Here is a 13,222-nt window from a genome sequence, read left to right as displayed (position 1 = left end):
GCCATGCCTCCCCGCCTCGTGCGGGGAGGCGCTCTTTCTTTCGGCGACAGGAGGCGATGATGGCCACGACGCTGCGCATGGGACTTCCGGTGCTGACGACCTCGCTCGGGCTCCTGTTCATGGCGGGAGCGGCCACGCTGCTGCTGACAGCGCAGCCACGGCCCTCCGTCCCGCTGGTGCCGCTGCCCCAGACGGCGATCGTGCCGCCGATGACGATGATGCACAGGCTCGACGGCGAATATCTGCGCGTCGGGCGGCCGGTCGATGCGCCGCGCGTCGCTGTCACGCTCGACAAGCCGCTGGTGATCATGCGCTACCAGGTCACCGTCGCCGACTATACGCGCTGCGTCGCGGCCGGAGCCTGCAAGCGACTGGACGGCAAGGCGGCGCGCGGCGACCTGCCGGCGACCGGCGTCAGCCATGGCGACGCCAGCGACTATGCCGCCTGGCTGTCGGCTTCGACGGGGCTGAGATGGCGGCTGCCGACAGATCGGGAATGGGCTCACGCGGCCGGCACGCGCTTCATCGACGATGCGCGCGGCTTCGACGGCGACAATGCCAACCCGGCCTTGCGCTGGCTCGCCGACTATGACCGCGAGAGTGCTCGCAAGCAGGCGAGCGATCCTGCGCCGCGGCCGGTCGGCAGCTTCGGTGCCAATGAGCACGGCGTCCACGACATGGCCGGCAATGTCTGGGAATGGACCCAGAGCTGCCTGCGCCGCGTCTCGCTCGACGCCGCCGGCAAGACGACCGGCGAGACCACGAATTGCGGAGCCTATGTGGTCGAGGGCCAGCACCGCGCCGTGATGACCTCGTTCATCCGCAATCCCAAGAGCGGCGGCTGCTCGGTCGGCACCCCGCCGGACAATCTCGGCTTCCGCCTGGTCAAGGAGCAGCGCTGGCAGGACCGGGTTCCGGCCGGGCTGCGCAGGCTGCTGCCGGCATGAACGCACACACTCCGCCGGCCAGCCTCACCGTGGGCCAGCCGACCAGCGAAGGCGGCATGGAGCTCCTGCTCTGGATCCTGATCTGGAGCGAGTTCGCCGTCTTCGGCGCGTTTCTCGTCGCCTTCCTGATCCTCGGGCTGATCGATCCGCCGGCGCTGGCAAAGCTGCATGGCGCCCTCGACCTGCCGCTCGCCGGCGCCGCCACGGCGACGCTGCTCACCAGCGGCTTCTTCGCCGCCCGCGCCGCCTTCGGCCGTCAGCCGCGCTGGAACCTGGTCGCCGCCGCGCTCGGCGGGCTCGGCTTCGTCGCGCTCAAGCTTGTCGCCTACAGCCACGAGATCCCCGCCATCACCGCCGTGGAGAGCCGCCTCGTCGAGCTCTATTTCCTGATCACCGGCTTCCATCTCGCCCATGTGCTCTTCGTCGCGCTGATCATGCTCGCCATAGCCTGGCGGCCGACGCCGCGCCGGACCGGGACCATTGCCGCCATCTGGCACGCGATCGACCTGGTCTGGCTCCTGATCCTGCCCGTCATCTATCTGGGGTGAGATGTCCTCCCTTCGCGATCTGCCGCTCCCCGTCGTGCTCGGCGCCCTGCTTCTGGCGACCGGGCTCGGCCTGCTCGCCAGCCTGCACCTTGCGCCGCTGCCGCGCGGGCTCGCCATCGCCGCATTGAGCCTGGTCAAGGCGGCGCTCCTCGTGATCGGCTTCATGCGGCTGCAGCAGGAAAGCCGGGCGCTCGCCGGAGCACTCATCGGCTATGCGGCCCTGCTCTGCGCCCTGGCGGGTCTGCGGATCGCCCTTTCCGCGTAGCGCGCGGGCTTGAATGCTGGCAATGGTTGCGCTCAAATCCGGCGCCGCCGGCCGGGTCCGGCGGCTTTGTCGCGGGCGAGATGTCCGGCCCGCCAAAAGGAAAGACGATACCGTGGGAATGGACCGCAGCGTCCTGCGCAGCATTCCGCTGTTCGCGACGATGGGCGACGAACAGCTCGACCGCATGACGGCGCAGGCGAATGCACGCCGGGTCCCTCAGGGCGAATCCGTCTTCGAGCAGGGCGACCCGGCCAAGGCCTTCTACCTCCTGCTGCACGGCCGGCTGAAGGTCACGCAAGTCACCCGCGACGGCCAGCAGATCATCGTGCGCGTCGTGCATCCCGGCGACCTGTTCGGCTTCACCCGGGCCCTCGGCCGCCCCGACTATCCCGGCACGGCGACGGCGGCGGTCGACAGTCTGGTCGCGAGCTGGCCGACCGAGTCCTGGGACGGTTTCGTCGAGAACAATCCACAGCTCGCGATGAGCGCGATCCGCACCATCGGCCAGCGCCTCGACGAGGCCCATACCCGCATCCGCGAAATGTCGACCGAGGAGGTCGAGCGCCGCGTCGCCCATGCGGTGCTGCGACTGGTCGAGCAGGCCGGCATGCGTGTCGAGACCGGGATGCGCGTCGACTTCCCGATCTCGCGCCGCGACATCGCCGAAATGACCGGCACGACGCTGCATACCGTCTCGCGCATTCTCAGCGCCTGGGAGACGCAAGGGCTGGTCGAGGGTGGGCGCCAGCGGCTGGTGGTCTGCGATGCCGCCGCCCTCACCCGGCTGGCCGAGAACGCCGAATAGCGCACCGCCGGAGCGGTACGCCATTCGCGGCCGTCTTGAGAATCAGGCCTGCTGCGCGACGGATGGCGCCTTCGCGCCGAGGCGGGAGCCGGTCAGCACCTGCCAATAGGCCAGCGCGAACACCAGGAAGGCCAGCGACCAGGACAACGCCGCGACATGCAGCAGCGCAGCCGGTCCATGACCGAGCGCCGAGCAGATCCGCGCGACCGTGCCGATGACGACAAGGACGTAACAGGCCTGGGTCGCGGCCGTTGCGACGAGCGGCCGGCCGGTATGGCCGAGGCTGGCCCGCGACATCACCGCGAGGGTCATGGTGCCGAAGGCGCCGGCAGTCCAGGCATGAAGGCCGGCGCCGGTGCTGACGAAGCCGAAACTCGCGGCCGCCGTCAGGGCGAAGCCGACAGGCACGAAGAGATAGCCGACATGCAGGATGATCAGCAGCGGATTGCGCCAGCAGCGGTCGCCGGCCCAGCGCGCCAATCTGACGAGATTGAGCAAGGCGGCGATTCCGAGCACGAGGCCGCTCGCCGGAGAATCCGGCAGCGCGACCCATAGCACCAGAGCGATAGCGCTGGCGGCCAGCACGAGCTTGTCGAAACCGGCGAAGGGCACGGGCAGGCGCCCCGCGCCGCGCTGCGCCAGCCAGTTGCGCGTGAAGCTGGGCACGATCCGCCCGGCGATCAGCAGGACCAGCATCAAGACGACGGCGATGGCGAACCGCCGGGAGATTTCGGCGCCTCCGGTCAGGCCGGCCTCGAGATGGAAGGCGAGATTGGCGGCGAGCAGCAGGCAGATCAGCACGACGACCTTGAGATTGCGCCAGTTGCGGCCGGCCAGAATCTCGCGCGCGGCCGCCGCGGCGAGCAGCAGCAGGAAAAGCGCGTCGACCGCCATGGCCAAGCGCCAGCCGATCCAGGCCGAGGCCGAGACGGCGATGCGGCCGGCGAGCCAGGCGAGGACGAGGACGAGCAAGGGCGTGCCCTGAACCGGAAGTCGGCCGGTCCAGTTCGGGATCGCGGTCAGCAGGAAGCCGGCGATCGCAGCCGCCTGATAGCCGAACAGCATTTCATGGATATGCCAGTCGATCGGCCCGAACGCCGTCGGAACGGTGAGATGCCCGGTGACGAAGGGCAGCCAGACGAGGATCGTCAGCCCGGCTTGCAGCGCCGCGAGCAGGAAGAACGGACGAAAGCCATAAGAGAGCAGAGCGGGCCCCTCATAGGAGCGCAGTCGCGGAATGGGCGCCATGATGGTTCTCCCAGCGGCAACAGGCGCGGCCGGCCGGCCGCGCCTTCACTTCACGAGCCTGATGATGGTCGGCGGCGCATCTGCGCGGCCGGCTCACTTCGCTTTGGCCACCAGGTCGGCGAAGATCGCCTTCGCTTTGCCCGGATGCTTGGCCGCCGCGGCCGCATCGAGATTGGTCGGGTCGCCGACCACGACCAGCGCGACCATGCCCATGCCGTAATGCGGCTTGCACTTGATGCCGTAGACGCCGGGCTCCTTGAAGGTGATGTCGACCTGCTCGTTCAGCTTGCCGATGAAGGGCGCCGCGCCGGCCGGCAACATCTCGGGGATGCTCTCGGCATTGTGGCTCTTGTCGGTCGGCAGGAACTTCACCGTGTCGCCGGGCGCGATCTTGATCAGCGCCGGCTCGAACACCATGGCTCCGGCCGCGCCCTTGTTGAGCATCTTGACCTCGACTTCCGCCGCATTCGCGCCGGCTGCGGCCAGGGTCATCAACGCGCCGGCCAGAATCATCTTGAACATCTTTTTTCTCCTTCAGCGCAGCGGGTTCGTCAGCCCCTCGCTGCACCGCAACATTAGCTGCGGCAGCGCGATGCACTTTGCGAAATGGCAAACATCGCGAAGATTGGCCGCAGCTCACAGGGAAATGCCGCGGGCGCAGCCCGTACGCCCAAAAAAGATGAAATTGACCGTTGTTCAAAATGCTTGAGTCAAGAACCTGAAGCGCGGTCTAAAGTTTGCGCAGCTCCATAGCCCCGGCCTGGGCGCTGCGCTCGATCTCGAGGAAGAGCAAGGCCAACTCCTCGAAGACGCTGCGGTCGCCCTCGCCTTCGGTCAGGGAATCGAGATCGGAGAGAAAGCCGAGCAGCGCGGCGATCCGCTCCTTGTGGTCGCGCGCTGCCGCAAGATGCCGGCGCGCCTCACGCCGACGCTCCAGCTGGTCGAAACGGTCGAGGGCGCCATCCAGCCGCTCGCGACAGGCGCAGTCGAGCTCCTCCGGCCGCAGCACCCGCCGCAGCCGGCCGATCAGCTCGCTCGCCGGCGTCGCCCGGCCGCCCTTGTCGCTGCCGGGGCGCGGCGCCCCGCTCTGCACGCTGCCCATGACAGCCTCCTTTTCCGCCATGATGGCGGTTCAGACGCCCGCCTCGATCCGCAAATGTCCGGGGGCCGCATGAAGGAACCCATTCGCCAAGGGCACCGCGGGATAGAGCTCGGCGAGGCGCTGCTCGCCCTCCTCGCCAGCAAGGCGACCATCGGCGACATCGCGGAACAGCCTGGCGACCGCGACCATGTCGCAAGCCTGCGGCGAGAGACGCAAGGAGGCGACGCCGGCCTCGCGCAGCGTCGGAATGTCGCGCAGCAGGCTGGCGCAGCCATGCGAGAGCGTCTGCACCCCGTTCACCGAGAGGAACCCGGCACCGTCGAGCGTCTTGACCGGCATGCCGTCCGGATCGAGCTCGCAGACGAAACGACAATTATCCTTGGTCAGCTTGTGGGCGCGGGCATGATAGCAGCGCGCCGATATCGCCAGCGGCACCTTGCCGAAGGCGAAGACCTCGATCGCCAGCTGCGGCAGGGAGGCGGCAATGGTCGCGACCGCCGGCAGCGGCAGTTCCGGCGGCAGGCAGATCCGGCTCGCGCCGCACTCCGCCAGGAAGCCCGCCGCGCCCTCATTGTAGACGTTTACGTACGGACCGACGGCGAAGGGCCGGCCGCTCAGCGAGGCGAGGCAGGTCAGGTCGTTGATCTCGACCATGCTGCCCTCGGCCTGCATCAGCTCGCGGCTCTGGCGGCGCTCGCGCGGCAGCGAGACCAGGATCAGCGAGGCCGGCAGGACCTGCTTGCCCGCCGCCTCGAGCCGCTCGATCACGTCGGGCAGAAGATCCTGCTTGAACGGCGCCCGCTTGGAGCAGACGACCTCCCCGACCACGACGGTCTCGACCGGCGCCTCGTCGGCGATGCGATAATAGAAATCGCGCCATTGCTCCGGGGACCAGTGATAGAGCACGGGGCCGAGAGTGAGTTGCATCGGCAATTTCCTTGATCGAGGACGAACTGGCTAACGCCAGGCCTTGCGATAGGCCCCGACCGTGTTGGCCTGGCCCTCCGACATGGCGACGAGCCCCGTCATCGGCGCGCTGCGGCCCTGGTCGAGGGCGGCGAGAATGTCGCGGAAGGAGCGGACCACGCCGGCGATGTAGGCCCGCCCGCGCTGGCGCCCCTCGATCTTGAACGCCGTCACGCCGGCATCGCGCAGCGCCGGCAGCAGGACGCCAGCATCGAGACTGACCGGCTCCTCGAAGATATAGCCGGTGCTCCTGGGCGTGACGAAGCGGCCCTTGCACAGGGTCGGGTAGCCGGCGGGCTCCCCCCTTTCGAAGGCGTTGATGGTGAAGCCACCGAGCTTGGAAACGATACGGCCATCCTGCTCCGCATAGGCGACATCGCCGGCGGGCGAGCAGACGCCGTGCATGTTCGGCGATTTTCCGGTGGCGTAGGAGGAGAGCGAGCAGCGCCCCTCCTCCATCACGCAGAGGCCGCCGAAGACGAAGACCTCGGTCTCGCAGGCGGTCTCGCGGACGATCGAGGCGATCTCCATCACGCCGAGCACGCGCGGCAGCACCACGCGCTGCACCCCGAAACGCTCGGTATAGAAGCGGATCGCGTCGGGATTGGCCGCGGCTGCCTGTACCGAGACATGCAGCCGCTGACCGGGATGGCGACGTGCGGCATAAGCGAGTGTCGCGAGATCGGCGAGGATGAGGGCATCGGCGCCGGCCGCGACGGCATCGTCGATCGCCGATTGCCAGAGATGGAAGGCACCGGCCCGCGCGAAAGTGTTGATCGCGACCAGCACCTTGACGCCGTGGCGATGCGCGAATGCGATGCCTCTTCGCAGCTCGTCGCGCGAAAAATTCAGGCCGGGAAAATTGCGGGCATTGGTCTCGTCGCGAAAGCCGCAATAGACCGCATCCGCGCCAGCCTCGACAGCGGCCTCGAGGCTCGCCGGGGTGCCGGCCGGGCAGATCAGTTCCAAGACGAACCTCCGGATATGGCAGACGCGGGGCGCGACTGGCCGCTCTGACGACGCAGTATCTCTGCGACGCGGGTGCCGAGCGGGCCGAGACAGCCGAGCAGAATGACGCCGAAATCGAGCCGGGCATCGTCGAGCGCGTTGCGCAAAGCGAGCGTCGCCTCCATGTCGCCCTCGATCGACAGCGTCCGCGAGAAGAACAGCGCATCGCCGTCGAGCCGGCCCTCGGCCATGCCGATCAGGCCGGCCAGCGGCCCGCGAATGCGGACGTCGAGCCCGGGCGGCAGCCGCCGCACCACGCGCGCCTGCGGGCGTTCCGGCCGCGGCTCCAGCACGAAGGCGAAAGGCAGATCGGTCGGTGCGATGCCGAAACGCTTCTCGGCATGCTCGCCGAGGCGGCCATAGAGATCGGGGTGGAGGCGACCGATGCGCGTCAGCGTCAGCGTCAGCAGCGGCTGCAGCGGCCCAAGCGGCAGCGGTGCCATGGCGTGGGTGAGCCAGGGCGGCAGGACGGGGGGTCCAGGCTGTGCTGCATTCGGCGTCGCGCTGTTCGGCATCGGTCTCCTCCGGCCCGCAAGATCGCGGCAGAGACGCTCCCGATCGTTGCGCCATCGCAAAGACGGCGAGGAATGCGAGGGAGCAAGGTGCGGCAACCGGAGCCCCTGCCCTTGCCGATCCGCGAACTGCCCCGCTTCCGCGACCTCAGCGCCTTCCTCGCCCATCTCGATGACGCCGGTCAGTTGCGGCGGATCGCCGAGCCGGTCAGCGTCGTGCACGAGATCACCGAGATCCATCGCCGCGTCATCGCGCAGGAAGGGCCGGCCCTGCTCTTCGAGCGCCCGGTACGGCCCGACGGCACCGTCTCGCCCATCCCGCTGCTGACCAATCTGTTCGGCACGGTCGAGCGGGTCGCCTGGGGGCTCGGCCGCACGCGCGAGCAACTGCCTGCCCTCGGCCGAACGCTCGCCGAGCTGCGCGAGCCGCGCCCACCCCGCGGCCTCGCCGAAGCCTGGAAGGCCCTGCCGCTGGCGCGCGCGGCACTGTCCATGCGCCCGCGCGGCGAGAGCCGGGCACCGGTGCAGGAGCAGGTGTTCCGGGGCTACGACATCGACCTGACGGCTCTTCCCGTACAGACCTGCTGGCCGGGCGAGCCCGCGCCGCTGATCACCTGGCCGCTGGTCATCACCGCGCCGCCCGAGCCGACGCCCGAGGACGAATGCAATCTCGGCGTCTATCGCATGCAGGTGCTGGGCAAGGACCGCGCCATCCTGCGCTGGCTCGCCCATCGCGGCGGCGCCCGCCATCATGCGCAATGGCGAAGGCTCGGCCGTGACATGCCGGTCGCGGTGGTGATTGGCGCCGACCCGGCGACGATCCTTTCCGCCGTGCTGCCGCTGCCGGAAACCGTTTCGGAAATGCGCTTTTCCGGCCTGCTGCGCGGCGAGCGGCCGGCCCTCGCGAATTGCGTCAGCGTGCCGCTCGCCGTGCCGGCCGCGGCCGAGATCGTCATCGAGGGGCTGGTCTCGCCCGACGAGACCGCGCCGGAAGGTCCGTTCGGCGACCATACCGGCTACTACAACGCGGTCGAGCCCTTCCCGGTGATGCGGGTCACGGCGGTGACGATGCGCCGGGCGCCGCTCTATCTCTCGACCTTCACGGGGCGTGCGCCGGACGAGCCCTCGCGCATCGGCGAGGCGCTGAACACACTGTTCCTGCCCCTGCTGCAGCGGCAGTTTCCGGAAGTGGTGGATTTCTGGCTGCCGCCGGAAGCCTGCTCCTACCGGATCGCGGTTGTCGCCATGGCCAAGCGCTATCCCGGCCAGGCGCGCCGGCTGATGCTCGGCCTGTGGTCGATGCTGCCGCAGTTCAGCTACACCAAGCTGATCATCGTCGTCGACGCCGACATCGACCCGCGCGACTGGGCACAAGTGATGTGGGCTGTCGCGACCCGCTCCGACGCCAGCCGCGATCTGGTGGAGATCACCGACACCCCGATCGACTATCTCGACTTCGCCTCGCCCAAGCCGGGCCTCGGCGGCAAGCTCGGTATCGATGCCACCAACAAGCTGCCCCCCGAGACCGAGCGCGAATGGGGCGCGCCGATGGCGATGGATCCGGCAGTCAGCGCCCGCATCGACGCGCTCTGGCCCTCGCTCGGCCTCGCAACGCCACCTGGAGCCTCCCCATGAACCCGCTTCCGCCCCCTGCCGCCTCGCGCCGACCGCTCCGCGTCATCGTCGGGCTGAGCGGCGCATCCGGCGCAGCGATCGGGCTGCGCGTGCTCGAGCGGCTCGCAGACTCGGGCCGGGTCGAGACCCATCTCGTGATCTCGCGTGCGGCGGAGCGCACGCTTGCCACCGAGGTCGGCCCCGACGCGCTGGCGCGGGCGCTCGCCCTGGCAAACGTCCATCACGACCATTGCGATATCGGCGCCTCGATCGCCAGCGGCTCCTTCCCTGTAACTGGGATGATCGTCGCACCCTGCTCGATGCACACGCTCTGCGCCATCGCCTATGGCCAGCTCGACAATTTGCTGGTGCGCGCCGCCGATGTGCAGCTCAAGGAGCGCCGCCGCCTCGTCCTGATCGCAAGGGAGAGCCCACTGCATCTCGGCCATCTGCGCGCCATGGCGCAGGTCACCGAATATGGCGCCATCGTCGCGCCGCCGGTGCCTGCCTTCTATCTGCGCCCGCCGGACATCGCCGCGATCATCGACCAGATTGCGCTGCGCGCCATCGGCCTGCTCGGCCTCGCCCTCGACGAGATCGCCCCCCTTGCCTGGGAGGGCGAGCCGGCACTGGAGAACTGCATATCCACCGACGCCTAGCGCCCGCCGACCCTTGTGAAGATCGCCTCGTCATCGCGGCCGCGCCGCCGCCATGCTGCTCCGATCGCCTGGAATCTCCCGGAAGCGGGCCGAACTCAGATCCCCGCCCCATCCTGCAAGGCGCCGGCATCGTCCCGGCGCCAGAGCCGCTCATGCACCCTGTGCGCCAGGGGCCGCAACACGAAATCCCCGATGGCGAGCGTCGCTGCGAGGCCCTCGGACGCGCCGAGCGCGATCGTCGCCCCGGCCAGAATCAGGCTCGCCCCCGCGCGCCAGCTAAGCCCGCGGACCAAGGCTCGGCGCCGAGCCGAGCCCGGCCGGCCGAGCTCGCGCACCAGCGCCCGGCGCAGGCTCGGCACCTGTCCGGCCCTGTCGGCCCCGCGCTGCGTCGATAGCTCTTCATCAATGAAACCAAAGGCTACTGTCTGGTTGCTCAGCCGTTCAATCAGGATGAAGCCACCGAGTTCGCGGCTCTGCGCGTAATCCTGCACCGCCAGCGGCCGGTCGAGCCGCAAGCTCACCAGGCCGATCGCGTTCATCGGCAGCTCGTCGGCCGGCACTTCGGCAAAGCTCTCGACATCGAGCCTGTGCTGCAGCTGCGTGACGCTGGCATTCGCCGTCGCGGTGGCGAGCTTCAGGATGAACTCGCCCCCCTCTCGCAAGGGCGCCTCGCCGGTCCAGAGCAGCCGTGCCCGCAAGTCCTGCCGGATGAGCGGCCCATCGGCGAGCGAGGCGATGACGTCGCCGCGCGAAACGTCGACCTCATCGGCCAGCGTCACGGTGACGGACTGCCCGGCGCTCGCCTGGGAGACCTCGCCTGAGGGCGCGAGGATGCGGACAATGCTGCTGCGGCGGCCCGAGGGCAGCACGGCGATGCCGTCGCCGACGCGCAGGCGCCCCTGCGCCACCATGCCGGCATAGCCGCGGAAATCGAGATCGGGCCGGTTGACCCATTGCACCGGCAAGGCGAAGCCCGGCGCCTCGGGCGCCTCGCCCGCCAGGGTCACGGCTTCGAGGAAAGGCAACAGCGCCGGCCCGCGATACCAGGGCGTCAGGCGCAAGACCTGCGTGACGTTCTCCCCGTCGCGGGCCGAGACCGGGATGAAGTCGATCGTCGTGAAGCTGAGCCCGGCGGCCATGACACGGTAGTCAGCCTCGATCCGGCGGAAGACCGCCTCGTCATAACCGACGAGGTCCATCTTGTTCACCGCGACGATGATCCGGCGTACGCCGACCAGCGAGACGATAAATGAGTGGCGCCTTGTCTGCGGCAGCAGGCCCTTGCGGGCGTCGACCAGGATGATGGCGAGATCGGCGGTGGAGGCACCAGTCGCCATGTTGCGGGTGTATTGCTCGTGGCCGGGCGTGTCGGCGACGATGAAGCTGCGCTGCGCCGTCGAGAAATAGCGGTAGGCGACGTCGATGGTGATGCCCTGCTCGCGCTCGGCGCTCAGCCCGTCAACCAGCAGCGCGAAATCCGGCGCTTGCCCTTGCGTGCCGAACCTGCGGGAATCGGCATCGAGCGCGGTCAACTGGTCGTCGAAGACCGCGCCGGCCTCGTAGAGGATACGGCCAATCAGCGTCGACTTGCCGTCGTCGACCGAACCGCAGGTGATGAAGCGCAGCAGGGCACGGGCGCTGCCCTCGGCATTCCGGCCCTCGTCATTGGCCGGGCGGAATGCGCCCGCGGGCGCCGGCGCGCCTCTTGTTTCGGCGAGCGCGCCCATCAGAAATAGCCTTCCTGCTTCTTCTGCTCCATCGAGCCGGAGCCGTCATGGTCGATGACGCGGCCTTCCCGCTCCGAGGATCGGGAAGCGCGCATCTCGGCGATGATGTCGGTCAGGCTCGCCGCCTCGCTCTCGACCGCCCCGGTCAGCGGGTAGCAGCCGAGCGTGCGGAAGCGGACCAGCCTGGTTTCGACCACCTCGCCCGGCAAAAGCGCCATGCGCTCATCATTGCGCATGATCCAGGCGCCGTTCCGGCGCACGACCGGGCGCGGGGCGGCGAAATAGAGCGGCACGACCGGAATATTCTCGAGCGCGATGTAGTCCCAGACATCCTTTTCGGTCCAGTTGGACAGCGGAAAGACGCGAAAGCTCTCGCCTGCCGCCTTGCGCGTGTTGAACAGCCGCCAGGGTTCCGGCCGCTGGTTCTTCGGGTCCCAGCGATGCTGCGCCGAGCGCAGCGAGAAGACCCGTTCCTTGGCCCGGCTCTTCTCCTCGTCACGGCGGGCGCCGCCGAAGGCCGCATCGAAGCCATGCTTGTCGAGGGCCTGCTTCAGCCCCTGCGTCTTCATCACGTCGGTGTGCAGGCGCGAACCGGAGCTGAACGGGTTCACCCCGGCGCGTACGCCTTCCTCGTTGATGTGGACGATGAGGTCGAGCCCGAGCCGGCGCGCGGTCTCGTCGCGGAAGGCGATCATCTCGCGGAATTTCCAGGTCGTATCGACATGGAGCAGCGGGAAAGGCGGTTTGCCGGGATGGAAGGCCTTCATCGCAAGGTGCAGCAGCACGGCGGAATCCTTGCCGATCGAATAGAGCAGCGCCGGCTTCTCGCAGGTCGCGGCGACCTCGCGGATGATGAAGATCGCCTCGGCTTCGAGCTTCTGCAGATGGCTGAGCTGGATCACGCCGAAACCTCCAGAGCCGGCTTCGCCCGCACGAGCCGCCCATCGGGGCCGACATGTAGTCCGCACTCCTTCGCAGCCTCCTCCTCCCACCACCAGCGGCCGGCCCGCTCCGGCTCACCCGAACGGACAGCACGCGTGCAGGGCTGGCAGCCGACCGAGAGAAAGCCCCGCTCATGCAGCGGGTTGAGCGGGGTTTCGTTTGCCCGCGCAAAGGCCAGAGCCTGCTCGCGTGACCAGTCGAGCAGCGGGTTGAACTTGACGAGGCCGCGCCCGGCATAGGCCTCCGCAAGCGAAACACCGCCGCGCGCCGCCGACTGATCGGCGCGCAATCCGGTGATCCAGGCGGCAGCGTCCTCCAGCGCACGGGCGAGCGGCTCGACCTTGCGCGCGCCGCAGCAGGCCTTGCGCGCCGCGATCGAGGCATAGAAACCGTTGATGCCATGCTCGCTTACGAAGCCCTCGACCTCGTCATGGCGCGGATAGAACGGCTTGATGGCGAGCCCGTAGCGGGCCTCGGTCTTCGCCCAGAGCGCGTGGACCTCGGCAAAGAGCCGGCCGGTGTCGAGCGTGACGATCTCGATTGGCAGCCCCTGCGTCGCGATCAGATGGGTGACGATCTGGTCCTCGAGGCCGAAGCTGGTGGTGAAGACGAGCCGGCCATCGATCTTTGCGCAGAGCCCTGCGAGCCTTGCAGCCGCATCCGCCGTTCCGAACGCCGCGACCAACTCCTCCACTTTCGCGCGCAGCACTTCCGGCTCGCTCCCGTTTGCCGGAACGCGGCGAGTAGCCGGGATCGCGCTACCGTCATCAGCCTCCGCTAATCGCTTCATCGGGCACTCAAACGTTCTGTAAAACGAACACTTCAATAGCCGCACGCCGCCCAAAGCTCAATTCACGAATGATAGCGTGAAATTTCATA

15 protein-coding genes are annotated in these 13,222 nt (G+C 68.7%); 6 read left to right on the top strand and 9 right to left on the bottom strand.

Annotated elements, in window-relative coordinates; translation table 11 throughout:
- The first annotated feature begins 59 nt into the window (after positions 1-59).
- From ACWGRX_RS01360 to ACWGRX_RS01345, 4 genes are all read left to right on the top strand, one after another.
- Positions 60-947, top strand: a complete 888-nt coding sequence (locus tag ACWGRX_RS01360) for an SUMF1/EgtB/PvdO family nonheme iron enzyme (RefSeq protein WP_291645533.1) — start codon at positions 60-62, stop codon at positions 945-947.
- Positions 944-1,495, top strand: a complete 552-nt coding sequence (locus tag ACWGRX_RS01355; protein WP_452116116.1) for a cytochrome c oxidase subunit 3 family protein — start codon at positions 944-946, stop codon at positions 1,493-1,495. The genes ACWGRX_RS01360 and ACWGRX_RS01355 overlap by 4 nt, the downstream gene beginning before the upstream one ends.
- Before the next feature lies 1 nt (position 1,496).
- Entirely contained in the window at positions 1,497-1,760 is a 264-nt protein-coding gene (locus ACWGRX_RS01350) for a cytochrome C oxidase subunit IV family protein (protein WP_452116115.1), read from the top strand.
- A gap of 112 nt (positions 1,761-1,872) precedes the next feature.
- Positions 1,873-2,565 carry a Crp/Fnr family transcriptional regulator gene (locus ACWGRX_RS01345; RefSeq protein ID WP_291634773.1) on the top strand — a complete coding sequence of 231 codons (693 nt, stop codon included), beginning with the start codon at positions 1,873-1,875 and terminating at the stop codon, positions 2,563-2,565.
- 42 nt (positions 2,566-2,607) lie between these two features.
- On the opposite strand, the gene ACWGRX_RS01340 is transcribed toward ACWGRX_RS01345, so the two are convergent.
- The 6 genes from ACWGRX_RS01340 to ubiT form a co-directional block, all read right to left on the bottom strand.
- Positions 2,608-3,813 carry an NnrS family protein gene (locus ACWGRX_RS01340; protein ID WP_452116114.1) on the bottom strand — a complete coding sequence of 402 codons (1,206 nt, stop codon included), beginning with the start codon at positions 3,811-3,813 and terminating at the stop codon, positions 2,608-2,610.
- Between the two features lie 93 nt (positions 3,814-3,906).
- Positions 3,907-4,335 carry a pseudoazurin gene (locus tag ACWGRX_RS01335; RefSeq protein WP_452116113.1) on the bottom strand — a complete coding sequence of 143 codons (429 nt, stop codon included), beginning with the start codon at positions 4,333-4,335 and terminating at the stop codon, positions 3,907-3,909.
- 208 nt (positions 4,336-4,543) lie between these two features.
- Entirely contained in the window at positions 4,544-4,915 is a 372-nt protein-coding gene (locus ACWGRX_RS01330) for a hypothetical protein (protein WP_452116112.1), read from the bottom strand.
- Between the two features lie 30 nt (positions 4,916-4,945).
- Positions 4,946-5,842: a ubiquinone anaerobic biosynthesis protein UbiV gene (gene ubiV, locus ACWGRX_RS01325; protein WP_452116111.1), complete on the bottom strand. Its 897-nt coding sequence runs from the start codon at positions 5,840-5,842 to the stop codon at positions 4,946-4,948.
- Positions 5,843-5,872: 30 nt separating this feature from the next.
- Positions 5,873-6,850: a ubiquinone anaerobic biosynthesis protein UbiU gene (gene ubiU / locus ACWGRX_RS01320; RefSeq protein WP_452116110.1), complete on the bottom strand. Its 978-nt coding sequence runs from the start codon at positions 6,848-6,850 to the stop codon at positions 5,873-5,875.
- On the bottom strand, positions 6,841-7,404 hold the full coding sequence (gene ubiT, locus ACWGRX_RS01315) for a ubiquinone anaerobic biosynthesis accessory factor UbiT (RefSeq protein WP_452116109.1): 564 nt from the start codon (positions 7,402-7,404) through the stop codon (positions 6,841-6,843). Before ubiT ends, ubiU begins: the two co-directional genes overlap by 10 nt.
- 111 nt (positions 7,405-7,515) lie before the next feature.
- Here ubiT and ACWGRX_RS01310 point away from each other — a divergent pair, with 111 nt between their 5' ends.
- The gene (locus ACWGRX_RS01310; RefSeq protein WP_452116108.1) at positions 7,516-9,036 is read left to right on the top strand and encodes a UbiD family decarboxylase; all 1,521 of its coding nucleotides are present in this window, start codon (positions 7,516-7,518) and stop codon (positions 9,034-9,036) included.
- The gene (locus tag ACWGRX_RS01305) at positions 9,033-9,674 is read left to right on the top strand and encodes a UbiX family flavin prenyltransferase (RefSeq protein WP_452116107.1); all 642 of its coding nucleotides are present in this window, start codon (positions 9,033-9,035) and stop codon (positions 9,672-9,674) included. The genes ACWGRX_RS01310 and ACWGRX_RS01305 overlap by 4 nt, the downstream gene beginning before the upstream one ends.
- Before the next feature lie 95 nt (positions 9,675-9,769).
- Here the strand turns inward: ACWGRX_RS01305 and ACWGRX_RS01300 are convergent, their stop codons facing one another.
- Genes ACWGRX_RS01300 through ACWGRX_RS01290 form a run of 3 tightly spaced genes read right to left on the bottom strand, consistent with a single transcriptional unit; the run spans position 9,770 to position 13,133 of the window.
- Positions 9,770-11,401 carry a GTP-binding protein gene (locus ACWGRX_RS01300; RefSeq protein ID WP_452116106.1) on the bottom strand — a complete coding sequence of 544 codons (1,632 nt, stop codon included), beginning with the start codon at positions 11,399-11,401 and terminating at the stop codon, positions 9,770-9,772.
- A complete protein-coding gene (gene cysD, locus ACWGRX_RS01295) occupies positions 11,401-12,303 on the bottom strand; it encodes a sulfate adenylyltransferase subunit CysD (protein WP_452116105.1) in 903 nt (300 codons plus the stop codon). Before cysD ends, ACWGRX_RS01300 begins: the two co-directional genes overlap by 1 nt.
- Positions 12,300-13,133, bottom strand: coding sequence for a phosphoadenylyl-sulfate reductase (locus ACWGRX_RS01290; RefSeq protein ID WP_452116104.1), 834 nt, complete (start codon positions 13,131-13,133; stop codon positions 12,300-12,302). The genes cysD and ACWGRX_RS01290 overlap by 4 nt, the downstream gene beginning before the upstream one ends.
- Positions 13,134-13,222 lie beyond the last annotated feature (89 nt).

The sequence above is a fragment of the Allobosea sp. NPDC055594 genome (assembly GCF_053618995.1).
Note: the sequence above shows the minus strand (reverse complement) of the source record. Positions and strands in the feature narration are given on the sequence as shown.